The 21,261-nt window shown below is 71.0% G+C and carries 18 protein-coding genes and 2 riboswitches; of the genes, 4 read left to right on the forward strand and 14 right to left on the reverse strand.

Features of this window, described 5'->3' with window-relative positions:
• Positions 1 to 23: 23 nt before the first annotated feature.
• Together ACQ5BE_RS11780 and ACQ5BE_RS11785 are read right to left on the reverse strand one after the other, a co-directional pair.
• Positions 24 to 1,751, reverse strand: coding sequence for a threonine/serine ThrE exporter family protein (locus ACQ5BE_RS11780; protein ID WP_430297195.1), 1,728 nt, complete (start codon positions 1,749 to 1,751; stop codon positions 24 to 26).
• Positions 1,752 to 1,782: 31 nt separating this feature from the next.
• Complete coding sequence (locus tag ACQ5BE_RS11785) at positions 1,783 to 2,907, reverse strand: lipid II:glycine glycyltransferase FemX (protein WP_430297196.1); 1,125 nt, start codon at positions 2,905 to 2,907, stop codon at positions 1,783 to 1,785.
• 114 nt (positions 2,908 to 3,021) lie between these two features.
• On the opposite strand from ACQ5BE_RS11785, the gene ACQ5BE_RS11790 reads away from it, so the two are divergent.
• On the forward strand, positions 3,022 to 3,576 hold the full coding sequence (locus ACQ5BE_RS11790) for a type 1 glutamine amidotransferase domain-containing protein (RefSeq protein ID WP_430297197.1): 555 nt from the start codon (positions 3,022 to 3,024) through the stop codon (positions 3,574 to 3,576).
• 45 nt (positions 3,577 to 3,621) lie between these two features.
• Here ACQ5BE_RS11790 and ACQ5BE_RS11795 read toward each other — a convergent pair whose 3' ends face one another.
• From ACQ5BE_RS11795 to ACQ5BE_RS11845, 11 genes are all read right to left on the reverse strand, one after another.
• On the reverse strand, positions 3,622 to 5,034 hold the full coding sequence (locus ACQ5BE_RS11795) for an L-serine ammonia-lyase (protein WP_430297198.1): 1,413 nt from the start codon (positions 5,032 to 5,034) through the stop codon (positions 3,622 to 3,624).
• Between the two features lie 67 nt (positions 5,035 to 5,101).
• Positions 5,102 to 6,427: a serine hydroxymethyltransferase gene (gene glyA, locus ACQ5BE_RS11800; protein WP_413250002.1), complete on the reverse strand. Its 1,326-nt coding sequence runs from the start codon at positions 6,425 to 6,427 to the stop codon at positions 5,102 to 5,104.
• Positions 6,424 to 6,807, reverse strand: a complete 384-nt coding sequence (gene gcvH / locus ACQ5BE_RS11805; RefSeq protein WP_208711690.1) for a glycine cleavage system protein GcvH — start codon at positions 6,805 to 6,807, stop codon at positions 6,424 to 6,426. Before gcvH ends, glyA begins: the two co-directional genes overlap by 4 nt.
• A 41-nt stretch (positions 6,808 to 6,848) precedes the next feature.
• A complete protein-coding gene (gcvT, locus tag ACQ5BE_RS11810) occupies positions 6,849 to 8,033 on the reverse strand; it encodes a glycine cleavage system aminomethyltransferase GcvT (protein ID WP_430297199.1) in 1,185 nt (394 codons plus the stop codon).
• Between the two features lie 91 nt (positions 8,034 to 8,124).
• Positions 8,125 to 11,022 (reverse strand): aminomethyl-transferring glycine dehydrogenase, encoded by a 2,898-nt coding sequence (gcvP, locus tag ACQ5BE_RS11815; RefSeq protein ID WP_430297200.1) that lies wholly within the window; start codon positions 11,020 to 11,022, stop codon positions 8,125 to 8,127.
• Between the two features lie 41 nt (positions 11,023 to 11,063).
• A riboswitch (glycine riboswitch) is annotated at positions 11,064 to 11,154 on the reverse strand.
• A gap of 1 nt (position 11,155) precedes the next feature.
• Positions 11,156 to 11,254, reverse strand: a riboswitch (glycine riboswitch).
• A 180-nt stretch (positions 11,255 to 11,434) separates the two neighbouring features.
• On the reverse strand, positions 11,435 to 11,623 hold the full coding sequence (locus tag ACQ5BE_RS11820) for a hypothetical protein (protein WP_344300625.1): 189 nt from the start codon (positions 11,621 to 11,623) through the stop codon (positions 11,435 to 11,437).
• Between the two features lie 114 nt (positions 11,624 to 11,737).
• Positions 11,738 to 12,445: an excalibur calcium-binding domain-containing protein gene (locus ACQ5BE_RS11825; RefSeq protein ID WP_430297201.1), complete on the reverse strand. Its 708-nt coding sequence runs from the start codon at positions 12,443 to 12,445 to the stop codon at positions 11,738 to 11,740.
• A gap of 34 nt (positions 12,446 to 12,479) precedes the next feature.
• The gene (locus ACQ5BE_RS11830; protein ID WP_430297202.1) at positions 12,480 to 13,133 is read right to left on the reverse strand and encodes a GNAT family N-acetyltransferase; all 654 of its coding nucleotides are present in this window, start codon (positions 13,131 to 13,133) and stop codon (positions 12,480 to 12,482) included.
• A gap of 125 nt (positions 13,134 to 13,258) precedes the next feature.
• Positions 13,259 to 15,847, reverse strand: coding sequence for a Tex family protein (locus tag ACQ5BE_RS11835; protein ID WP_430297203.1), 2,589 nt, complete (start codon positions 15,845 to 15,847; stop codon positions 13,259 to 13,261).
• Between the two features lie 42 nt (positions 15,848 to 15,889).
• Positions 15,890 to 16,753, reverse strand: coding sequence for a metal-dependent hydrolase (locus tag ACQ5BE_RS11840; RefSeq protein WP_430297204.1), 864 nt, complete (start codon positions 16,751 to 16,753; stop codon positions 15,890 to 15,892).
• 60 nt (positions 16,754 to 16,813) lie between these two features.
• Positions 16,814 to 17,053 carry a hypothetical protein gene (locus tag ACQ5BE_RS11845; protein ID WP_430297205.1) on the reverse strand — a complete coding sequence of 80 codons (240 nt, stop codon included), beginning with the start codon at positions 17,051 to 17,053 and terminating at the stop codon, positions 16,814 to 16,816.
• Positions 17,054 to 17,134: 81 nt separating this feature from the next.
• Here ACQ5BE_RS11845 and ACQ5BE_RS11850 point away from each other — a divergent pair, with 81 nt between their 5' ends.
• Positions 17,135 to 17,755 carry an L-threonylcarbamoyladenylate synthase gene (locus ACQ5BE_RS11850; protein WP_430297206.1) on the forward strand — a complete coding sequence of 207 codons (621 nt, stop codon included), beginning with the start codon at positions 17,135 to 17,137 and terminating at the stop codon, positions 17,753 to 17,755.
• Between the two features lie 89 nt (positions 17,756 to 17,844).
• Here the strand turns inward: ACQ5BE_RS11850 and ACQ5BE_RS11855 are convergent, their stop codons facing one another.
• The gene (locus ACQ5BE_RS11855) at positions 17,845 to 18,309 is read right to left on the reverse strand and encodes a GatB/YqeY domain-containing protein (RefSeq protein ID WP_430297207.1); all 465 of its coding nucleotides are present in this window, start codon (positions 18,307 to 18,309) and stop codon (positions 17,845 to 17,847) included.
• 80 nt (positions 18,310 to 18,389) lie between these two features.
• Between ACQ5BE_RS11855 and ACQ5BE_RS11860 the strand changes: the two genes are divergently transcribed.
• Together ACQ5BE_RS11860 and ACQ5BE_RS11865 are read left to right on the forward strand one after the other, a co-directional pair.
• The gene (locus ACQ5BE_RS11860; RefSeq protein WP_430297208.1) at positions 18,390 to 19,064 is read left to right on the forward strand and encodes a hypothetical protein; all 675 of its coding nucleotides are present in this window, start codon (positions 18,390 to 18,392) and stop codon (positions 19,062 to 19,064) included.
• Positions 19,064 to 21,229: a transglycosylase domain-containing protein gene (locus tag ACQ5BE_RS11865; RefSeq protein WP_430297209.1), complete on the forward strand. Its 2,166-nt coding sequence runs from the start codon at positions 19,064 to 19,066 to the stop codon at positions 21,227 to 21,229. The genes ACQ5BE_RS11860 and ACQ5BE_RS11865 overlap by 1 nt, the downstream gene beginning before the upstream one ends.
• Positions 21,230 to 21,261 lie beyond the last annotated feature (32 nt).

Raw genomic sequence — 21,261 nt, forward strand, 5'->3', positions numbered from 1 at the left:
CTCTGGGGGTCACCTCCCGGGGGTCACCTCCGGCGGGAGCGGCGGCGCCGCTCGAGGGAGGCCCCACCACGGGTGAACGGCCGCGCGAGGTTGTCTCCGAGCACGACGCCGGCCGCCGCCCCCAGGATGATGGCCATCGCCGTGAGCATGCCCCCGGCGCCCGTGGTGATCTGCTCGGCGTCGACCGTCGCGATGTACATGGAGCGGAAGATCGTCAGCCCGGGCAGGAGGATGAGCGCCGCCGGGACCGCGACCACGAGCTGCGGCGCGCCGAGCCGGAGGGCCACGATCCGCGCGAGGAACCCCATGACGACGGCGCTCACTGCGGGCGCGATCCTGTCCCCGACCCCGAGGAGCCCCACCCCGGTCAGGGCGAGGTACCCCACGACGCCGACGGCAGCCGTCGGCAGCACGAGCCTCCGGGAGGTCTGCTCGGTGATGGCGATCGAGGCGACGGCGGCCCCGATGAGCAGCACCTGGACGATGTACGGGTAGGCGGGCGGGAACGTCTCGGTGACGTCGATCCGCTCGATCCCTAGCAGCTCCCCCACGGCCGTGGCGACGGCGATCCCGGCCACGAGCGCGGCGAACGTGAGGAACGCCGAGAGGTACCGGCCGGCGGCCGTCACGGGGAAGCCGTTGATGGCGTCCTGCGTCGCGGAGACGAGCCGGGCGGTCGGCAGGAGCAGGAGGATGCCGCCCACCACAACGATGGCCGGCGCGATCGGCAGCTGCGCGGCGAACATCAGCAGCGCGACCATCGTCACCACGAACGAGCTCGCGAGCGTGACGAAGAAGTCCGGGATCCTCCACCGGCCCATCACCCGCGCCACCACCGAGATCAGCAGGTTGGAGCCGAAGGCGATGAGGGACGCGAGCTGGCCCCCGCCGATCACTCCCACGAACGCCGCCGCGAAGACGCCGAACGCGAAGGTCACCGACCATTTGGGGAACGGCTTGGCGCGCCGCGAGATGCTCTGGAGCCGGCGCATCGCCTCGTCGCGGCCGACGCCGCCCGCGGCGATCTCGGTGACGAGCTGGTGCACGAGCACGAGGCCCGCGTAGTTGCTCGTCCACGAGCGGACCACGCGCATGAGCGTGATCGGCGTCCCGTCCTGCGGCGCGAAGTTGATCGCCACGGACTGGTTCGTGATGTCCACCTCGATGTGCCGGAGCCCGAGGGCGGCCGTCGAAGCGATCATGGAGGTCTCGACTTCGAGGGCGCCTGCCCCGTAGCGGAACATCGTCTCGGCCAGCAGGAGTGCGAAGTCGAGGGTCCGCCGGGCAGACTCGTCGGGCCCGGATGGGATCGCGAGGTTCTCGTACGGGCTGCCGGCAAGCCGGTCCACGATGCTCATCGGAGCCGTGGGCGGGTTCTCGCCCCGCATGAACCGCGCGAGGACGCGCTTCGCGGCGGCGTTGGCGCGGACCTGCGAGGCGCTGATCGGCTGGGTGGCCGGGTTCCCCGGCGCCGCGGGCGGCGGTGCGACCGCGGGAGCGGCTGCCGGGGGCGCGACCGGCGTCGGCGTGACGGCCACCGGGGCGACCGGTGCCGGCGTGGGTGCGTGCTGCGCGGGCGGGACGGACGACGGCGCGTGGCCGCCCGCCGTCGTGCGTTCCCCGGCGGCAGTGGTCGCCGAGCTGTCCGATGCCGCCGCAGGCGCGTCGGTGAAGGCGATGGGTGTGATCTGCGGAATCACGCCGGCGGGGATGTCCCCGCCGGGCCCCTCCGCGCGTTCGGACTCCGCCATGCGTATCCCTCCCCCGGGACCCTTTCGTGGATCAGTAGAACTGCTGGCCCGTGCGGCGCGTATAGAGCTGGCGCGCGATCCGCTCGCCCGCCGTCGTCCATGCCCTGTAGCGCAGCGGGTCGATGACGAAGTCCCAGCAGCCCACGAAGTCAGTCACGGTCTTGGTGAACGAGGTCTTGAACAGGCCCAGGCCGTGGAACGGGTGGGAGGTGTCCTTCAGGCGGTCCGCCGGGGGCGTGCCGCAGAAGTCGTACTCGGTGCAGCCGAGCTCCTTGACGCGGTTGATCGCGGTCCACTGCACGAGGTGGGAGTCGCCGTACTGGGTCCGCTTCTGCAGCGAGCCGCCGTCCTTGTACGTGCCCTTGCGGCCGTAGTTGATGACGAAGGCTCCGACGGAGGGCCGGCCGTTCTCGTAGACGAAGTAGAGCCGCCCCTGGCCGCGCTGGGTGAATTCGGTCCAGAACTGGCGGTAGTAGTCGAAGCTGCGCACCTGCACGCCGGTGCGCGACTTGGAGTTCAGCGTCCCGGTCATGAGCGCGTGCATGGTGCGGTAGTTCTCGAGCGTGGGCTCCGCCTCGACCACCTCGACCCCCTCGCGCTCGGCGCGGCGGACGGCGTTTCGGCCGCGGGAGTGGAGGCTCTTGAGGATGAGGCGGGGCTCGGTGCTGATGTCGAGGATCGCCGTCGAGTCGTTGGGCTGCAGGTTGGGGACCTTGACGAGGCCGGCCCCGGCCAGGAGCGCGCGGGAGGAGTCGGAGTCGACGATGTCCGGCTCGATCTTGACGGCGAACACGCCGAGGCGCTCCCGGAGCACGAACTCCTTCACGGCGGCGAGGGCCGCGGGGACCTGCTCGGCGGCCGCGACGTCCGGGCCCTTGATGAGGTACCAGAAGCGGCCCAGCAGGGGGACGGACTTCTCCAGCACGAGGTTGTAGCTCGGCTGTGCTTCATGCTCGCCGGCCTCTCCCCCGTGGCTGCCGCGCGGCTCCAGCACGAGGTGCCGGACGTCCCACCCGAAGTTCCTCTTGACGGCCGCGAACGCCGCCGACTGGAGCAGGTTGCCGCCATTGGGGTTGGCCGTGACGTGCTTGTCCCAGTTCTCGATCTCGGTGTCGTTCGCGAAGCGGGCGGTGAAGGTGACAGTGTGGCTGGTCACGGAAGCGGGATCCCTTCGGTCTGGCTGCGGGCCTCTGCCAGTCTAGTCAGTCCGCGCTGCTGCCCTCCCCTCGGGGCCGGTTTGCGCTCCCGGCGGATCGGGCAACCGGTAGGCATGGCACATGACATCACCGGCAAGAAGATCGCGTTCCTCCTGACCAACGGCGTGGAGCAGGCCGAGCTCACCGAGCCGTGGAAGGCCGTCGAGCAGGCGGGCGGCCAGCCGGTCCTGGTCTCCCCTGAATCCGGAACGATCACCGCGATGAAGGGCGACTGGGACCACGGGGATTCCTTCCCTGTCGACGTCCCGCTCTCCGGGGCCAACCCGGACGACTACGACGCGCTCGTGCTCCCCGGTGGAACCGTGAACGCGGACAGGATGCGCCTCGAGAAGGAGGGCGTCCCGTTCGTGAAGTCCTTCGCCGAGGCCGGCAAGCCCATCTCCGCGATCTGCCACGGCCCGTGGGTCCTCATCGAGGCGGGCGTGGTGAAGGGCCGGACGATGACCTCCTACGCGTCCCTCGAGACCGACCTCACCAATGCGGGCGCGCAGTGGGTCGACCAGGAGGTCGTGACAGACCACGGCCTCACGACCTCCCGCAACCCCGGCGACCTCGAGGCCTTCTGCAGCAAGATGCTCGAGGAGATCGCCGAGGGCCAGCACAGGTAGGAGCGCCGCCCCCAGGGGCCCGGCACGCTCTCAGCCGCTGGGCCCCTAGCACTCCACCACGTTCACCGCGAGGCCGCCCATGGCGGTCTCCTTGTACTTGTGGCTCATGTCCCTGCCCGTCTCACGCATGGTCACGATGACCTCGTCGAGCGAGACGCGGTGCGTGCCGTCGCCCCAGAGCGCCATCTTGGCGGCGTTGATGGCCTTGGCGGCGGCGATCGCGTTGCGCTCGATGCAGGGCACCTGGACGAGCCCGCCGATCGGGTCGCACGTGAGGCCGAGGTTGTGCTCCATGGCGATCTCGGCCGCGTTCTCGACCTGGGCGGGGGTTCCGCCCATCACCTCGGCCAGACCGGCGGCGGCCATGGACGACGCCGAGCCCACCTCGCCCTGGCAGCCCACCTCCGCGCCGGAGATGGAGGCCTGCTCCTTGTACAGGACACCGACGGCGCCGGCGGCCAGGAGGAACTTCACGACCACGTCGTCCTTGTCCTCCTGCGTGGCCTTGTCCATGCCGGGGGCATAGTTGAGCGCGTAGTAGAGGACGGCGGGGATGATCCCGGCCGCGCCGTTGGTCGGCGCGGTCACGACGCGGCCGCCGGAGGCATTCTCCTCGTTCACCGCGAGGGCGATGAGGTTGACCCACTCCTGCCAGTACTTGGGATCGCGGTCCTTGTCCTCCTTCAGCAGCCGCTCGTGCCAGTCAGGCGCCCGACGGCGCACCTTCAGTCCGCCGGGAAGGAGCCCCTCGCGCTTGAGGCTCGACTCGACGCAGCCCTCCATGACAGCCCAGATGTGGAGGAGCCCGTCGCGGATCTCGTCCTCGGACCGGGAGGCCTTCTCGTTGACGAGCATGATGTCGCTGATCGAGAGGCCCTTCGAGGAGCAGCGCCCCAGCAGCTCGGCAGCGGTGCGGAACGGGAAGGGGAGCTCCTTCTTGGACTCGTCGAGCTCCTTCTGCGCGGAGTCCTCCTCGCCCTCGCGCACGATGAAGCCGCCGCCCACGGAGAAGAACGTGGCCTCGTGGAGCAGCTCAGGCGACCCCTCGGCGTCGTCCGCGCCGAACACCTGGAACTTCATGCCGTTGGTGTGCCGGGGCAGGACCGTGAGCGGGTGCAGGACCATGTCCTTCACCCCGTACTCGAGGAGCGCCCCGCCCGCGAGGTTGAGCTTGCCCGTCTCGTCGATCGCGGCGAGACGCTCCTCGACCTGGTGCGGGAGGATCTCCTCCGGCTCGAAGCCCTCGAGGCCCAGGAGCACGGCCGTGAAGGTCCCGTGGCCGTGGCCCGTCGCGGCGAGCGAGCCGTAGAGGTCGACGCGCAGCGAGGCGACGCGATCGAGGATGCCCTTCTCGTGCAGCTCGCGTGCGAAGACGGCGCCCGCGCGCATGGGACCCACGGTGTGGGAGCTGGAGGGGCCGATGCCCACGGAGAACAGTTCGAAGACGCCGACGGCCATGTCGGGGATCCTTCCTGAAAGAGTTCGGGGTGCGTGGGCCCGGGATGGCCGGGCCCACGCAGGGGGGTCACGCCAGGTCGGAGACCCCCGGGTAGAGCGGGTGCGCCGCGGCGAGGGCCTCGACGCGGGCCTTGAGGCCGGACAGGTCACCCTCGGGCCCGGCGATGAGGGCCTCGGCGATGATGTCGGCAACCTCGCGGAACGCCGCCTCGCCGAAGCCGCGGGTCGCGAGCGCCGGCGTGCCGATCCGCAGGCCCGAGGTGACCATCGGCGGCCGTGGGTCGAACGGGACGGCGTTGCGGTTCACCGTGATGTCGATCGCCGCGAGGAGGTCCTCGGCCTGCTGCCCGTCGAGGGCGGCGTTGCGGAGGTCGACGAGGACGAGGTGGACGTCGGTGCCACCCGAGACGACGCCGATGCCGGCGGCCTTGACATCATCCTGCGTGAGCCGCTCGGCGAGGATCTTCGCACCGGCCAGGACACGCTCCATGCGCTCCTTGAACTCCGGCGAGCCGGCGATCTTGAACGCCACGGCCTTGCCGGCCACGACGTGCTCGAGCGGGCCGCCCTGCTGGCCGGGGAACACCGCGGAGTTGACCTTCTTGGCGATGTCCGGGTCGTTCGTCAGGATGATGCCGCCGCGCGGGCCCGCGAGGGTCTTGTGCGTCGTCGACGTGACCACGTGGGCGTGCGGGACGGGGCTCGGGTGCAGGCCCGCGGCCACGAGGCCGGCGAAGTGGGCCATGTCCACCATGAGGTAGGCGCCCACGGAGTCGGCGATCCGGCGGAACTCGGCGAAGTCGAGCTGGCGCGCGTAGGCGGACCAGCCGGCCACGATGAGCTGCGGCCGGTGCTCCTGGGCAAGGCGCTCGACCTCGGCCATGTCGATCCGGTGGTCGTCCTCGCGGACCTGGTACGGGATGACGTTGTAGAGCTTGCCGGAGAAGTTGATCCGCATGCCGTGGGTGAGGTGGCCGCCGTGGGCCAGGTTCAGGCCCATGATCGTGTCGCCCGGCTTGATGAGGGCGTGCATGACCGAGGCGTTCGCCTGAGCGCCGGAATGCGGCTGCACGTTGGCGTACTCGGCGCCGAAGAGGGCCTTGACGCGCTCGAGCGCGAGCGTCTCGATGACGTCGACGTGCTCGCAGCCGCCGTAGTAGCGCTTGCCTGGGTAGCCCTCGGCGTACTTGTTGGTCAGGACCGAGCCCTGCGCCTGCATGACGGCCACAGCGGTGTGGTTCTCGGAGGCGATCATCTCGAGGCCGCCGCGCTGGCGGGCTGCCTCGGCGTTGATGCTCGCGGCGACCTCCGGGTCGAGCGCGGCCAGGTCGGCGTCGAGCGACTCCGAGCGGACCTGCTCGAACTGCGCTGCGCCCTGCACGGGGGCGCTCACAGCTCGCCGCCGTTCTTCTCCGCGTACTCCTCGGCCGACATGAGCGGGCCCTCCTCGGAGACCTGGACGGTGAAGAGCCAGCCGGCGCCGTACGGGTCCTCGTTGACCAGGGCCGGGTTGTCGATGGCCTCCTGGTTGACCTCGACGACCGTGCCGGAGACCGGCGAGTAGAGGTCGGAGACGCTCTTCGTCGACTCGATCTCGCCGCAGGTGGCGCCCGCGGTGACCTCGCTGCCGGCCTCCGGCAGGTCGAGGTAGACGACGTCGCCCAGCGCGTCAGCGGCGACCTGGGAGACGCCGACCTTGGCGGCGGCGCCGCCGTCGGTGTCGAGCCACTCGTGCTCTTCGGAGTAACGGAGGCCGGTCTGGACCTTGCTCATAGTGGTCTTCCTTTTCTTCTCTGAAGGGAAAGCGTGGAGCGCTACTTCTGGCGCTTGTAGAACGGGAGCTCGACGACCTCGAAGGGCTCGGCCTTGCCGCGCAGGTCGGCGTCGAGCTTCGTGCCGGGAGCGGAGAGCTCCACGTCGACGTACGCGAGCGCGACCGGGTAGCCGAGGGTGGGGCTGGGCTGGCCCGACGTCACCTCGCCGACCTGGGCGCCGTCCTTGAGGATCGGGTAGTGGCCGCGGGCGGCGCGCCGGCCGAGTCCCTTCAGGCCGACGAGGCACTGGCCGCTCGTGGTGCCCTCGCCGGCGGCCTTCTTGGCCTCGAGCGCGGAGCGGCCGACGAAGTCGCCCTCCTTGCTCTTGAGGGCGACGACGCCGCCCAGGCCCGCCGCGAAGGGCGAGCGCTCCCGGGAGAGCTCGTTGCCGTAGAGGGGCATGCCGGCCTCGAGGCGCAGGGAGTCGCGCGCGGCGAGGCCGCACGGGATCAGGCCGTGGCCCTCGCCCGCGGCCTTGAGTGCGTCCCAGAGGGCGGCGGCGCTGCCGTTGCCGACGAACAGCTCGAAGCCGTCCTCGCCGGTGTAGCCGGTGCGGGCCAGGAGGACAGGGATGGTGCCCTGCTCGAGCTCCACCTCGACCTCGACGGCCGCGTAGTACTTGAGGCCCGTGACGGCCTCGGCGTCCTGGGCGCGCACGACGGCGAGCACGATCGCCTCGGCGTTCGGGCCCTGGACCGCGACGAGCGACGTCTCGTCGGAGGCGTTGCGGAGGGCGACCTTCCCGGCGTCGGACGAGGCCGAGAACGCGGCGAGGCGGTCCTCGAGCTCGGCGGCGACGGTCAGCGCGTTGCCGGCGTTGGGCACCACGAGGAAGTCGTTCTCCGCGACACGGTAGACGATGAGATCGTCGATGATCCCGCCGTCCTCGGCGCAGATGAGGGAGTACTTGGCCTTGCCGACCGCGATCGCGGACAGCTTGCCCACGAGCGCGTAGTCGAGGAACGCGCCGGCGCCGGGGCCGGTGGCCCAGACCTCGCCCATGTGGGAGAGGTCGAACAGGCCCGCCGTCTCACGGACGGCGCGGTGCTCGGCGAGCTCCGAGCCGTACTTGAGCGGCATCTGCCAGCCGCCGAAGTCGGTGAACGACGCGCCGAGCTCGGCGTGCCTGTCATACAGGGCGGTGTGGCGCTCTGTGGCGGTGCGACCAGTGGTGGTCTCAGTCATGGAAAGTCTCCTTGCGATGGTTGAGCGAAGCGAAGCGGAGTCGAAACATGGTCTGGAGCCGGTTTCGACTCCGCTCAACCAGCGTGGTCGGTCAGTTCTCGAATGCTTCGAGGGGCGGGCACGCGCAGACGAGGTTGCGGTCGCCGCCGGCGCCGTCGATGCGGCCGACCGGGGCGAAGTACTTGTCCTGCGTGTGGACCGAACCCGGGAAGGCGGCCTGCTCGCGGGTGTAGGGGCGGTCCCAGTCGGAGGAGACGACCGCGGCGGCCGTGTGCGGCGAACGGCGCAGCGGCGACTCCTGGACGGTGAAGTCGCCGGCAGCGACCTGGTCGATCTCTGCGCGGATGGCGACCATCGCGTCGATGAACCGGTCGATCTCGCCGAGGTCCTCGGACTCGGTCGGCTCGACCATGAGCGTCCCGGCGACCGGGAACGCGAGGGTCGGGGCGTGGAAGCCGAAGTCGATGAGGCGCTTCGCGACGTCCTCCGCGGTCACGCCGGTCTTGGCGGTGAGGTCGCGCAGGTCGAGGATGCACTCGTGTGCGACGAGGCCGCCCTCTCCCGTGTAGAGGACGGGGAAGGAGGAGTCGAGGCGCCTGGCGATGTAGTTCGCGGCCAGGAGCGCGGACTTCGTGGCCTCGGTCAGGCCGTCGCCGCCCATGAGCTTCACGTACGCCCACGAGATCGGGAGCACGCCGGCGGAGCCGAAGCGCGAGGCGGAAACCGGCACGTCAGCCCCGCCGTCCCACGTCGCGGCGTCGCCCGGCATGAACGGGGCGAGGTGCGCGCGGGCTGCGACCGGGCCGACGCCCGGGCCACCGCCGCCGTGCGGGATGCAGAACGTCTTGTGCAGGTTCAGGTGCGAGACGTCGCCGCCGAACTTGCCCGGCTGGGCGAGGCCGACGAGCGCGTTCATGTTCGCGCCGTCGATGTAGACCTGGCCGCCCGCGGCGTGGACCGCGTCGCAGACCTCGCGGACGTCGGCGTCGTACACGCCGTGCGTGGACGGGTACGTGATCATGATCGCCGCGAGCTCGTCGCGGTGCGCCTCGATCTTGGCGTTGAGGTCCGTGTGGTCGATCGTGCCGTCGGAGGCCGTGGCGACGACGACCACCTTCATGCCTGCGAGGACGGCGGAGGCCGCGTTCGTGCCGTGGGCCGAGGCGGGGATGAGGCACACGTTGCGCTGCGCCTCGCCCCGGGAGGCGTGGTAGCCGCTGATCGCGAGGAGGCCCGCGAGCTCGCCCTGCGAGCCCGCATTCGGCTGGATGGAGACCTGGTCGTAGCCGGTGATGGCCGCGAGGTCCGCCTCGAGCCCGGAGATGAGCTCCCGCCAGCCCTCGGTCTGCGAGTCCGGAGCGAACGGGTGGATGCCCGCGAACTCGGGCCACGTGATGGCCTCCATCTCGACCGTCGCGTTGAGCTTCATCGTGCAGGAGCCCAGCGGGATCATCGTGCGGTCGAGCGCGAGGTCGCGGTCCGAGAGCTTGCGCAGGTAGCGCATCATCTGCGTCTCGGAGCGGTACGAGTGGAAGACCGGGTGGGTCAGGTACTGGCTCGTGCGCAGCGCGTCGGACTCGATCGCGAAGCCGCCGGCGCCCGTCCCTGTGCCGCTGGCGCCCAGGTGGACGTCGACGCCATCGCCCGCGGCGCCGGCGCCGAACACGCCGGCCACGGTGGCGACATGCTCGGACGTGGTGGTCTCGTCGCACGAGATGCCCACGGTGTCGGCGTCGACGAGGCGCAGGTTCACGCCCTGCTTCTCGGCCTTCTCCACGAGGGCGGCGGCGCGGCCGGGGACACGGGCCGTGATCGTGTCGAAGAAGCTGCGGTGGGCGATCTCGACGCCGGCGCCCTCGAGGGCCGCGGCGAGCGAGCGTGCGTGGCGGTGCGTGCGCTCCGCGATCGCCCGCAGGCCCTCGGGGCCGTGGTAGACGGCGTACATGGACGCGACGATCGCGAGGAGCGCCTGCGCCGTGCAGATGTTGGACGTGGCCTTCTCGCGGCGGATGTGCTGCTCGCGGGTCTGGAGCGCGAGGCGGTAGGCGGGGACACCGGCGTCGTCCTTGGAGACGCCCACGAGGCGGCCGGGGAGCTGACGCTCGAGGCCGGCGTGGACCGCCATGAAGGCGGCGTGCGGGCCGCCGTAGAAGAGCGGGACGCCGAAGCGCTGCGCGCTGCCGACGGCGATGTCCGCGCCCTGCTCGCCCGGGGACGTGATGAGGGTCAGGGCGAGGAGATCCGCGGCGATGGTCACCATCGCGCCGCGCTCCTTGGCCTGGGCGATGAGGCCCGAGGCGCTGGCGACGAGGCCGGACGCGCTGGGCTGCTGCAGGACGATGCCGTTGATCGGGCCGTCGGGCAGGCCGGCGGAGAGGTCGGCGACCTCGACCTCGAAGCCGAGGGCCGCGGCGCGGCCCTTGACGATCGCGATCGACTGCGGGAAGAGGTCCGCGTCCAGCACGGTCCGGCCGTTCGCGGCGGCCTTGTTCTTGTTGGCGCGGCGCATCAGCAGCACGGCCTCGACGACGGCGGTGGCCTCGTCCAGGAGGGACGCGTTGGCGATCGGGAGGCCGGTGAGGTCCTCGACCGCCGTCTGGAAGTTCAGGAGGGCCTCGAGGCGGCCCTGGGAGATCTCGGGCTGGTACGGGGTGTACGCGGTGTACCAGGCCGGGTCCTCGACGATGTTCCGGCGGATGACCGGAGGGGTGACGGTGTCGTAGTAGCCCTGACCGATCATCTGGACGCGGGGCTTGTTCTTGGCCGCCAGGGCACGGAGGGAGGCGAGGGCTTCGGACTCGCTGAGCGCTGAGTCGAGCGTGAGCGGCTGCTCCTGCTTGATGCTGTCGGGCACAGCTGCCGAAGCGAGCGCGTCGATGCTGTCGAACCCGACGGTGTTGAGCATGTGCTTGATGTCGGCGTCGCGCCGGACGCCGATGTGGCGGTCGACGAAGACTGCGGGGGAAAGGTCCGTCACGGGGAACTCCATCATTTCGGCCCACCCGGTGGGGTGTGGCGATGTAACAGGTTCCTCCCCGCTCTGTATGGGACCTGAGAGATTCCGCCGGATGGTTCCGGCTTGCACCGTCGGTGAGCCCAGTTGGGCCGCTTTCCAGAGTTGCCTTGCCGCAGCGGTACAGGTGCCTGAGAGATTCCTGGGGAGGTGTTGCTCCTACGGCGCCTGCTTGCTCTTGCTCGCAGGACTCTCCCGCCGCAGATCAGAGGCTGTCTTCAATTGTGCGCACACCCCGAGCGTTCGGCGCCGTGGTGTACGTCCAATTCTGCTATGCCAAGGGTCACATCGGCAAATGCCTGCCCGATCCGGGTCCAAGTGAGAGCCGCCTCCCGGGACGCCGAAGGGCCCCGTCCTGATGGACGGGGCCCTTCTCGCCTGGCGCAGCTCAGCCGGCGATCGGCGACCGCTCGCGCCGCAGCCGCTCCTGCGCCGCCTCGGCGGTCTGATGGATGCCCTTGAAGGCTCCCACCATGAGCGTCGTGCCCAGGAATGCCAGGACACCGAGCCCGAACAGCAGCGCGCCCAGCGCCACGGTGCCGAAGAAGACGGCCGTCTGAAGGTTGAAATCGAACATCGCTCCACTCGCTCCGGCCCCTCCCCTAGAAGGACCACCCCCTAATTTTCGCTGCCCGACGGCGGCGGAATGACGTGGAGGCGGACGCGGCGGCTGTGATATTCGACACCCGGGTCAGTTGCAGGCGATCCCGTCGCCGTTCCGGTCGAGCTGGAGGCTGTACCCGGCCTCGCCCGCGGTCAGCGTCGCGATTCCCGCCGCACGCAGCGCACCGCAGTTCTTGTAGCTCGGGGTGGGGGCGGGGCGGGCCGGCGCCGGGGCCACGGTCTGCGCGGGTGCCGGCGGCGCGGCAGCCGCGGACACGGGCTGCGGGGCGGGCGGCGCCGAGGGGGTCTGGCCGGGCGCAGCGCTCGGCGCTTCCGGTGCGGCCGTTGTGGCGGGGATGCTGGTCGGGGCTGCGGACGCGGACGACGGCCCGACGGCGGGCTGCGTCGCCGTCGCACCCGGCGCCGGGACACGGCCCGCGGGGGCGGCCAGACCGCTGAGCGCCGAGGACCAGGCGCCGGCGACTCCCTGCACCGAGGCTGCGCCAAGCGCGAGGACGAGGACCACGATGCCTCCCCGCACAACAGCGGTCGGCACGAAGCCGGAGCCGGCGGACCTCCGCGCGGAGGACTTCCAGAAGAGAGCGAGGCACAGGAGCACCGCCGCCACGACAAGGACGGCGGCTGGGGCGACCACGAGACCGGCGACCGCCACGCCCGCGGCCAGGGCCACGAGAAGCGTCGTGAGAGGACGGATCCGGGTACGCTCGCGGCGCTCCCTCAGGCCCTCTCCGGACCCTGGAGGAGCCTCGTCGTGGGGTCCGGTCTCAGGTAGCACCGCATGCCATTCTGCCACGCGGCCGCGCTCGGCCTCAGGTGCGCGGGCCGCCCCTGCCACCGCGGTGGGCTTCCCATTCTTCCCGCAGCACCCCGTAGACGACCGCGTCGTAGAGCTCACCGCGGACCTTCCGGGCCTTGCGGAACCGGGCTTCCTCGGTGAAGCCGAGCTTCTGGCCCACCCGGCACATGCCGACGTTCCCGCTCCAGGTCGCGAAGTCGAGCCGGCCGCTGTCAGTGGCCGCGAAGAGGTAGTCGGTCCACAGTGCCAGCGCCTCGGTCCCGTACCCGCCGGACCAGTGCGCCGGGTCGAACACGACGAGGCCCAGCCGCCGCCACGGCAGCAGCGCGGTGCCGTCTGCGGACTCCTCCCCCGGTTTCTCCTCCCAGTACCACGAGGCCTGGCCCACGAACTCGCCCGAGGCCGCGTCCACCACGGCGAGGTTCTCGCGCACGGCCGGCCAGTCGGCGTCGTGCGCCCGCCGCAGGAGCCCGTCGCACCAGCGGTTCGCGCCGTCGGCGGTCCACCGCGAGTAGAACGGTCCGTCGAAGAGCTGCCACTCGTGGACCCCGTTGGGGGTCGTGCCGGGGGCAGGAGGGACAATCCACCGCCGGTAGGCCTCGATGTCTTCGGGGGTCCAGTCGCGCAGCACCACGCGCGACCCGGTCAGGAGCACAGGGGAGGTCACCTGCGCCACCGTACACGCAGACCACGCCCGGCGCCGTCCGAGGGAGCGGCGCCGGAGCGGCCAGCCCTCGGGCTGTGCCGGCACACGGCTCGCGGGCGGCGCTCAGGCATGCACTGCCGCGGCGCTCAGGCGAGCCCCGCCCGGCGCAGCGCCTCCGCCAGAGCGGTGTCAGCGGGTTCGGGCCGGTTGCCCCGGGGCGCACCGCCTCGCTGGGCACCGCTCCGCTGCCCCCGCCCGGGCTGGCTGCCGGTCCGCTGCTGGCTGCCGCCCTGCCGCTGTCCGCCCTGCTGGCTGCCGTCCTGCCGCTCTCCGCCTTGCTGCTGGCCGCCCGAGCGCTGCTCCCCGGCCTTACGACGCCGGTCCTCCCCGCCGCGTGCGCCCGCCCCGGCGTTCCGCCCCGCTCCGGGCTCGTCGTCGAGGCGCAGCGTGAGCGAGATGCGCTTGCGCGGCACGTCGACCTCGAGGACCTTGACCTTCACGACCTGTCCCGACTGCACCACCTCCCGCGGATCGGCGACGAACCTGCTGCTCATGGCCGAGACGTGCACCAGGCCGTCCTGGTGCACGCCGATGTCGACGAAGGCGCCGAACGCAGCAACGTTGGACACGGTGCCTTCGAGGACCATTCCCGGCGTGAGGTCGTTGATGGTCTCCACTCCCTCCTTCAGCGCAGCCGTCACGAACTCCGGACGCGGGTCCCTGCCGGGGCGGACGATCTCAGCCATGACGTCCTGGACGGTGGGCAGCCCGAAGCGGTCGTCGACGAATGCCGCAGCGCTGAGGGTCGCGACCCGTTCCTTCGACCCCCCGGCCGACGCAAGGATCCTCTCCGCGAGGCCGTAGGCCTCGGGGTGCACGGCCGAAGCGTCGAGCGGCTGCTTCCCGCCGGTGATCCGCAGGAACCCTGCGCACTGCTCGAAGGCCTTCGCCCCGAGCCGGGGGACCTTCTTGAGCTCCGAGCGCGATGCGAAGGCCCCGTTGGCATCGCGGTACTCGACGATGTTCCTGCTCAGGATCGGGCCCACACCGGCGACCCGGGCAAGGAGGGCCGGGGACGCGGTGTTGACGTCGACCCCGACCGCGTTGACGCAGTCCTCGACGACCGCGTCGAGCGAACGCTCGAGCTTGGACTGGGTGACGTCGTGCTGGTACTGCCCCACGCCGATCGACTTCGGATCGATCTTGACCAGCTCGGCGAGCGGATCCTGGAGGCGGCGCGCGATCGAGACCGCGCCCCGCAGGGACACGTCGAGGTCCGGGAGCTCGGCCGAGGCGAGCGCCGAGGCCGAGTACACGGAGGCTCCCGCCTCGGAGACGATGACCTTCGCGCTTCGCGGCATGCCGAGACGTCCGAGGAGGTCCCCCGCGAGCCGGTCCGTCTCACGGCTCGCCGTGCCGTTGCCGACCGCGACCAGCTCGACAGCGTGCTTCCGGGCGAGCCGTTCGAGGACCGCGAGCGACTCCTCCCACTTCTTCGCCGGCGCATGCGGGTACACCGTCGCCGTGTCGACGACTTTGCCCGTCGCGTCCACGACGGCGACCTTGACGCCGGTGCGCAGGCCGGGATCGAGCCCGAGGACCGGACGGTTGCCGGCGGGCGCGGCAAGCAGGACGTCGCGCAGGTTGGCGGCGAACACCTTCACGGCCTCGTCTTCGGCGGATTCGAAGAGGCGCGAGCGCAGGTCGGACTCTAGCTTGGCGAGGAGACGGCCCTGCCATGCGACCTTGACGGTCTGGGCCAGCCACTTCCCGGCCGCGGTGTCCGCCCCGCCCCGCACGCCGAGGGCCCGGGCGACCGCTCCCTCGTACCGCGACCGTGCCTCGGCGAGCGCCGACTCGTCCCGGGGGTCCGCCTCCGCGATCTCGAGCGAGAGCTCGCCCTCCCGCTCCCCGCGCAGGAGTGCCAGGACGCGATGGCCGGGCACGGTCCCGACGGGCTGGACGTAGTCGGCGAAGTCCGCATACTTCCCGGCGCCGGCGTGGTTCTCAGACGACGCCGAGGTCCCCCGCGGGCCGGCGTCGTGGGCGCCAGCGGCGCCGCCCTTCGCAGCCGAACGCAGGCGGCCGCCGGAGAAGAGCCGTTCGCGCAGCGTGGCCACGAGCTCGGCGTCCTGGCCGGCGCGCTCGGTGAGGATCGCCCGGGCGCCCGCAAGGGCGTCCTGGGCTGAGGCGACGCCTCGTTCGGCGTCCACGTACACCCCGGCGAGGGCCTCGAGGTCCTGGGTGGGATCGGCGAGGAGTGCGTCCGCAAGCGGCTCGAGACCGGCCTCCCGGGCAATCTGCGCACGGGTGCGGCGCTTGGACTTGTAGGGGAGGTAGAGGTCCTCGAGCTCGGACTTCGTCGAGGCGGCAAGGAGCGCCGCCTGCAGGTCCTCGGTGAGCGCACCCTGCTCGGCGACGGCAGTGAGGATAGCGCGCCGTCTGTCCTCGAGTTCGCGGAGGTAGCGCAGCCGCTCCTCGAGGGCCCGCAGCTGGGCGTCGTCCAGCGTCCCCGTGGCCTCCTTGCGGTACCGGGCGACGAACGGCACCGTGGCACCGCCGTCGAGCAGGCCGATCGCCGCCCGGACCTGCCACGGCTCGACCCCGAGCTCGGCCGCGATCGTCGTGGCGATGTCCTCGGCAGTCTGCTCCGGCGTCGGCAGGGACGGCTCGTGAAGGGCAGCAGGGCGGGAGGCGGGAGAAGTCGCTGTGCTCACCCTCCTACTGTGCACCATGGCACCGACACTCTCCGCGCCGGGCTCCCCCGCCCAGGCGCCTCATCGGGCCAGGACTCCGAGGTTCACCGCAGCCCAGAGGATGCCCGCCTTCCCGAGCGCGTAGAGGGCAGTGCCGACCCCAGCGATCGCGTAGACGCTGACGGGGACGAGCATGAGCCACTCCCGCCACGACCCGGCGTCGCCGAGGACGGGGATCGAGAGGTGGCCGCCGCGGCGCCACATCCACCGGATGACGGGGACCTTGTGCAGGATCTTGGGCCGGCGGAAGCGGAACGGCCAGACGAGGTTGCAGCCGCCTGTCGTCAGCATGTCCCCCGCGATGTGGACCGCGGTGCCGAGCGCGACGGCGAGCGGGAACCAGTCCTCCTGGTCGGGGGCGAAGGCGGCCACGAAGAGGGCCAGCGGAACGGCCAGGAGCCACGGGAGCTTCTGGACGCCGTCGGGCAGGATGCCGAGGACCTTGGCGGCGAACGAGACGAGCAGCAGCGAGGCCAGGCCTGCGCCGACGTACACGGTCCCCCAGAGGTCGGTCTCGACCGTCCACTGCCCGGCGAACCAGGCAAGCGTGACGAAGGCGGCGATTCCCACGAGCGAGTGGGTGCCGTTGCGGTGGCCGCCCGAGACTGTGCCGATCCCCGCGCAGAACGCATTGGAGACCGGCGGCAGGGACTGGGCGATGGTCGCGCTGCGGTGGTCGGCGTCGGGAAGGAGCGCCGCGCCGGCGGTCACGAGCGCGCCGACGACGACCCCGGCGGGCGTGGACTCGAAGAGCGGCCATCCGATGTCCACCCCAACGTGCCCGAACCCAAGCGGGACGGTCGCGGGAGAGATGTCGATGGTGAATCTGGTGGTCACCGCGACCCAGGCTGCTGCGCCACAGGCCGCGTGATGGGCTCCCATCATGCGCGCGGAGCCCTCCCGCCGGGGACGGGACGGTAGTGCGAGAGGTTCAAGGCCGGGAGCTCACCCGAGGCAGCCGGCGCAGGCGCCGGCTTCGAGGTCGGCGTCGGCGAGGATGCTCCCGCAGTTGCGACACTCCATGTGGAGGCTGAGATCCTCGCAGTCCGCGCACCGATGCTCCTCGAACTGCGCGAGGGCGCGGCCGCAGTCGCGGCACGCGTCCTCGGCGAGGTGCAGGGGACGGCGAGACGCGGCCTTGGGGTGGGTCCGCTCAGGCGAGGCGATGACTGCTGCAGTGCTCATGTTTTCAGGCTAGAGAGCGGCTCCGACATTTCTGGTACGGCGGCCCGGAGAGTTGCGATCCCACGGCGTAGGCTGGCGCACATGGCCAGATTCTTCGACGTCCACCCGGTCGACCCGCAGCCCCGCGCCATCAGCCAGACGGTGCAGATCCTCCGGGACGGTGGCCTCATCGCCTATCCGACAGACTCGTGCTACGCCCTCGGTGCGGTGATGGGCAACCGCGAGGCGCTCGACCGCATCCGGCAGATCCGGCACCTCGACGACAAGCACCACTTCACGCTCGTGTGCCGCGAATTCGCCCAGCTGGGCCAGCTGGTGGACATGCCGAACGATGTCTTCCGTGCCATCAAGGCCGTCACGCCGGGCCCCTACACATTCATCCTCCCCGCCACGCGGGAGGTGCCCAAGCGCATGCTCCACCCCAAGAAGAAGACCGTGGGCGTGAGGATTCCCGACCACGCGGTGGTCCGGGCGCTCCTGGCCGAGCTCGGAGAGCCCCTCCTCTCCTCGACCCTCCTCCTCCCCGACGAGGAGGAGCCGCTCACCGACGGGTGGGAAATCAAAGAGCGCCTCGACAACGCGGTGGACGCGGTCATCGACGCCGGCGAGTGCGGCTCCGAGCCGACCACCGTCATCGACTTCTCTTCCGGCGTCGCCGAGATCGCCCGCTACGGCGCCGGGGATCCGAGCCGGTTCGAGTAGCCCAGCGCCACTGGGAGCACGACGGCGGTCCCCCGCGCGCCGTCGTCCGCCCGCCGCGCGCAGGCAGGGAGGCGCGCAGGCAGGGAAGCCTAGGCCAGCCGCGAGCGGACGATCTCGCTGACCGCCTTGCCGTCGAAGCGTCCGGCGACCTTCGCGGTCACCGGCTTCATGACCTGGCCCATCTGGCGCATCCCGGGTTCCGTCCCCCCGGCCTTGAGGTCAGCGATGACCTCGTCGACGATCGCCTCGACCTCGTCGCGGGTGAGGGGCTTGGGAAGGTACGCCTCGATGACCTCGGCCTCAGCGATCTCGGCAGAGGCGCGCCCCGCCTCGCCGGCCTGCGAGTAGATCTCGGCGGTCTCGCGGCGCTTGGAGGCCTCCTTCTGCAGGAGCGAGGTGAGCTGGGCATCGTCGAGGGCCACAGGAGCCTTCCCGGACTTCTCCCGCGTCTCGATCTCGCCGAGCACGTTGCGCACCGTGGTCAGCGCGGTCCTGTTGCCCGACTTCATGTGGGCCACGACGTCGGCCTGGAGCCGCTCCTTGAGCGTGGACATGGGGGACACCTTCCTGACGCTGAAACCTACCTTTCACAAGGGTAGGCGCTCCTACAATGGAGGAAGCCAGAGGAGGTCCCGTGGGGCACATCCACTACCGGGTCCGGGGGGCGCGGCACGGACGGTCGTACCGCACCTCGGCTCCTGCCCGCCGTCCCGCCCAGCTTCCCGGGGAGCGGCAGGCCGACCCCCGAACACGCGCGACCCGACCGCGGCGGGAAGGCCTCGGCGTCGTCAGCCAGCAGACCACCTCCGCCTGGCGCGCGCTCCTGGCCCCGGACGGCACTCCTCCCGCGCTGCCGCTGCAGGTCGCCTACGTGCGCCGAGCGGTCTGGCAGCAGACCGGCCAGACGCCGAGCCTCCGCGGGCTCACGATCGGGCAGGCAGAGCGCATCCTGCGGGCAGTCGGCGCCGACCCGCGGCCCCTGTGGCGCGCCGGGCGCAGTGCACCGCCGGTCAATCTCGCCGCGTTCGGGGCCCGCTGGCTCGTGCTGGTGCTCGTGTGCCTGGCCTTCCTCGACATCGGGCGGGTCGCCGGGGTCCCGTTCGTGCTGGTCGTCGTGGGCTCGAGCTGGCTGGCGTTCCTCCGCCGTCAGCGGCGGCAGGGCTTCGAGGACCGCCACTACGGGCCGGCTGCCCCACCCGACGCTTCCCCGCCACGCCCCGAGCCGCCGGCGGACCCTTCGCAGCCCCCGCCCGGGAGCCCCTATAACGTTGACACGTACCTGAGGCGCCTGAGTGAGGACGGTCCTTGATGAGATGGTTGTCCGCCCTGGCCGGAACCTTGGGGAGGCTCGTAGCCTTCCTCGCCGTCAGCGCCCTGTGCGGTGTCCTGGCGGTCGGCTTCCTGGCCCCGACGGTCGCCGCCACGTGGGGCGCCGCGAACGGCTCCGTGCAGTTCTTCGACAGCCTCCCCTCAGAGCTGAAGGTGACGCCTCCGGCGCGCGTGACGAAAGTCGTCGCAGCGGACGGGTCGCCGATCGCCTCGGTCTACAGCGAGAACCGGACACCGGTCCCCCTCGCAGCCATGTCGCCGAACATCACGAATGCCATCATCGCGATCGAGGACTACCGCTTCTACGAGCACGGAGGCGTGGACACCACCGGCATCCTCCGGGCCGCCATGGCGAATTTCCGGGGCGACAGGCAGGGCGCCTCCACCCTCACTCAGCAGTACGTCGCCAACGTCCTCAAGGAGAACGCCATCGCCCAGGGCGAGGACCCGGCGGTGCTGCTCAACGGCCAGAAGAGCATCGGCGACAAGCTCCGCGAGATGAAGCTCGCGATCGCGCTCGAGAAGCAGTACTCCAAGGACCAGATCCTCGAGGGGTACCTCAACATCGTGTTCTTCAACCGCGATGCGTATGGGATCCAGGCCGCAAGCCAGCACTTCTTCTCGGTCGACGCGAAGGACCTCACGATTCCCCAGGCGGCCCTCCTCGCCGGGCTCGTCAACGGGCCCTCGGTCTACGATCCCGTCACGAACCCGGACAACTCGCTCCAGCGGCGCAATCTGGTCCTCGACGCGATGCTCAAGCGGGGGTACATCACGCAGGCCCAGTACACAGAAGCCGTCGCGACACCGATCCAGCTGGCGGTCAAGCCCACGATGCAGGGCTGCGCCTACGCGGCCCAGGCCCAGTACTTCTGCGACTACGTCCTCCACCAGATCCTCAACGACCCCGCCTACGGCGCGACGCCGGATGACCGGCTCCAGCTGCTCACGCGGGGAGGCCTGACGATCACGACGACGCTCGACCCGCGGCTCCAGGCGCCCGCGCAGGCCCAGGTGGATGCGACCGCGGGGGCCAACCCGGACAAGTGGGGCACCGCGCTCACCACGATCCAGCCCGGCACCGGCAAGGTGCTCTCGATGGCCCAGAACACGCGGATGCTCGAAGGCCAGGGGTTGGACTTCGTCACGTCCTACAACTTCAACGTCGATCGCCTCGATGCGAACGGGAACGACCTCGGCGGAGCCGGCGGCTTCCAGCCGGGATCCTCGATGAAGCCGGTCACGCTCACGGCATGGCTCAGCGAGGGCAAGCCGACCGACCAGGTCGTCAACGCCGCCCAGCGCCGGTACCCGCTCAACTACCCGTGGAAGACCACGTGCACCAAGGTCACCGGCGCCTTCGACGACACGACGGTGGGCCTCGGGACCGCTCCCGACCTGCAGAACAACGAGCCGCAGTGGTACCGGCCCATGCCGGTCCGCGAGGGGATCTACCAGTCGATCAACACCGCGACCTTCGCCACGGCGGCCGGCCTCAACGACTTCTGCGACATCCAGCGGGCAGCGGACGCGCTCGGACTGCACGACGGCGAGGGCAAGGACCAGAAGCTGGACATGTCCACGCTGGGCAACCTGCTGGGCGGCCCGAACGTGTCGCCTGTGACGATGGCGAGCATGTTCGCGACCTTCTCGGCCAACGGGACCTATTGCGTCCCGATCTCGATCACCGAGGTGAAGGACGCCAACGGGCAGCGGATCGGCGGCCAGGAGCAGAAGTGCCGGGCAGGGGCGATCAGCCCCGACGTCGCCAAGGCCGTGACCAACGTGCTCCAGGACGTCCTGACGAAGGGCTCCGGCTACAACATCAAGGACGACGCCGGGAAGACGATCCAGCTCGGTGTCCCGGCGGCCGCGAAGACCGGTACGAACCAGTACAACAGCCAGACGTGGGTCATGGGGTTCACCAAGGGCCTCGCGACGGCATCGTTCTTCGGCGAGGCGCTGCGCAACCCGGAGGACCGGGTCGGGCGGAACGTCGTGGTCAACGGCAGGTTCTGGCCGAGCGTCGACGGCGCCTACATCGCGGGACCGCAGTGGGCCTTCTACATGCAGAAGGTGGTCGGCCTGTTCGACCACGGCGGGTTCGATCCCCCGCCGCCGGTGCTCGTCACGGGCAAGAAGTAGCCGGCAGGAGGTCGGGCCCGGAGGTGGCCGAT

The sequence above is a fragment of the Sinomonas sp. B1-1 genome, assembly GCF_050474465.1.
In the GTDB taxonomy this organism is placed as follows: domain Bacteria; phylum Actinomycetota; class Actinomycetes; order Actinomycetales; family Micrococcaceae; genus Sinomonas; species Sinomonas flava.

Excerpts from the sequence above, each read along its gene's own strand:
- ACQ5BE_RS11780 (WP_430297195.1), bottom strand. The coding sequence starts at position 1,751 with ATGGCGGAGTCCGAACGCGCGGAGGGGCCCGGCGGGGACATCCCCGCC.
- ACQ5BE_RS11790 (WP_430297197.1), top strand. The coding sequence starts at position 3,022 with ATGGCACATGACATCACCGGCAAGAAGATCGCGTTCCTCCTGACCAAC.
- ACQ5BE_RS11795 (WP_430297198.1), bottom strand. The coding sequence starts at position 5,034 with ATGGCCGTCGGCGTCTTCGAACTGTTCTCCGTGGGCATCGGCCCCTCC.
- gcvH (WP_208711690.1), bottom strand. The coding sequence starts at position 6,807 with ATGAGCAAGGTCCAGACCGGCCTCCGTTACTCCGAAGAGCACGAGTGG.
- gcvT (WP_430297199.1), bottom strand. The coding sequence starts at position 8,033 with ATGACTGAGACCACCACTGGTCGCACCGCCACAGAGCGCCACACCGCC.
- gcvP (WP_430297200.1), bottom strand. The coding sequence starts at position 11,022 with ATGGAGTTCCCCGTGACGGACCTTTCCCCCGCAGTCTTCGTCGACCGC.
- ACQ5BE_RS11820 (WP_344300625.1), bottom strand. The coding sequence starts at position 11,623 with ATGTTCGATTTCAACCTTCAGACGGCCGTCTTCTTCGGCACCGTGGCG.
- ACQ5BE_RS11835 (WP_430297203.1), bottom strand. The coding sequence starts at position 15,847 with ATGGTGCACAGTAGGAGGGTGAGCACAGCGACTTCTCCCGCCTCCCGC.
- ACQ5BE_RS11840 (WP_430297204.1), bottom strand. The coding sequence starts at position 16,753 with ATGATGGGAGCCCATCACGCGGCCTGTGGCGCAGCAGCCTGGGTCGCG.
- ACQ5BE_RS11845 (WP_430297205.1), bottom strand. The coding sequence starts at position 17,053 with ATGAGCACTGCAGCAGTCATCGCCTCGCCTGAGCGGACCCACCCCAAG.
- ACQ5BE_RS11850 (WP_430297206.1), top strand. The coding sequence starts at position 17,135 with ATGGCCAGATTCTTCGACGTCCACCCGGTCGACCCGCAGCCCCGCGCC.
- ACQ5BE_RS11855 (WP_430297207.1), bottom strand. The coding sequence starts at position 18,309 with ATGTCCACGCTCAAGGAGCGGCTCCAGGCCGACGTCGTGGCCCACATG.
- ACQ5BE_RS11865 (WP_430297209.1), top strand. The coding sequence starts at position 19,064 with ATGAGATGGTTGTCCGCCCTGGCCGGAACCTTGGGGAGGCTCGTAGCC.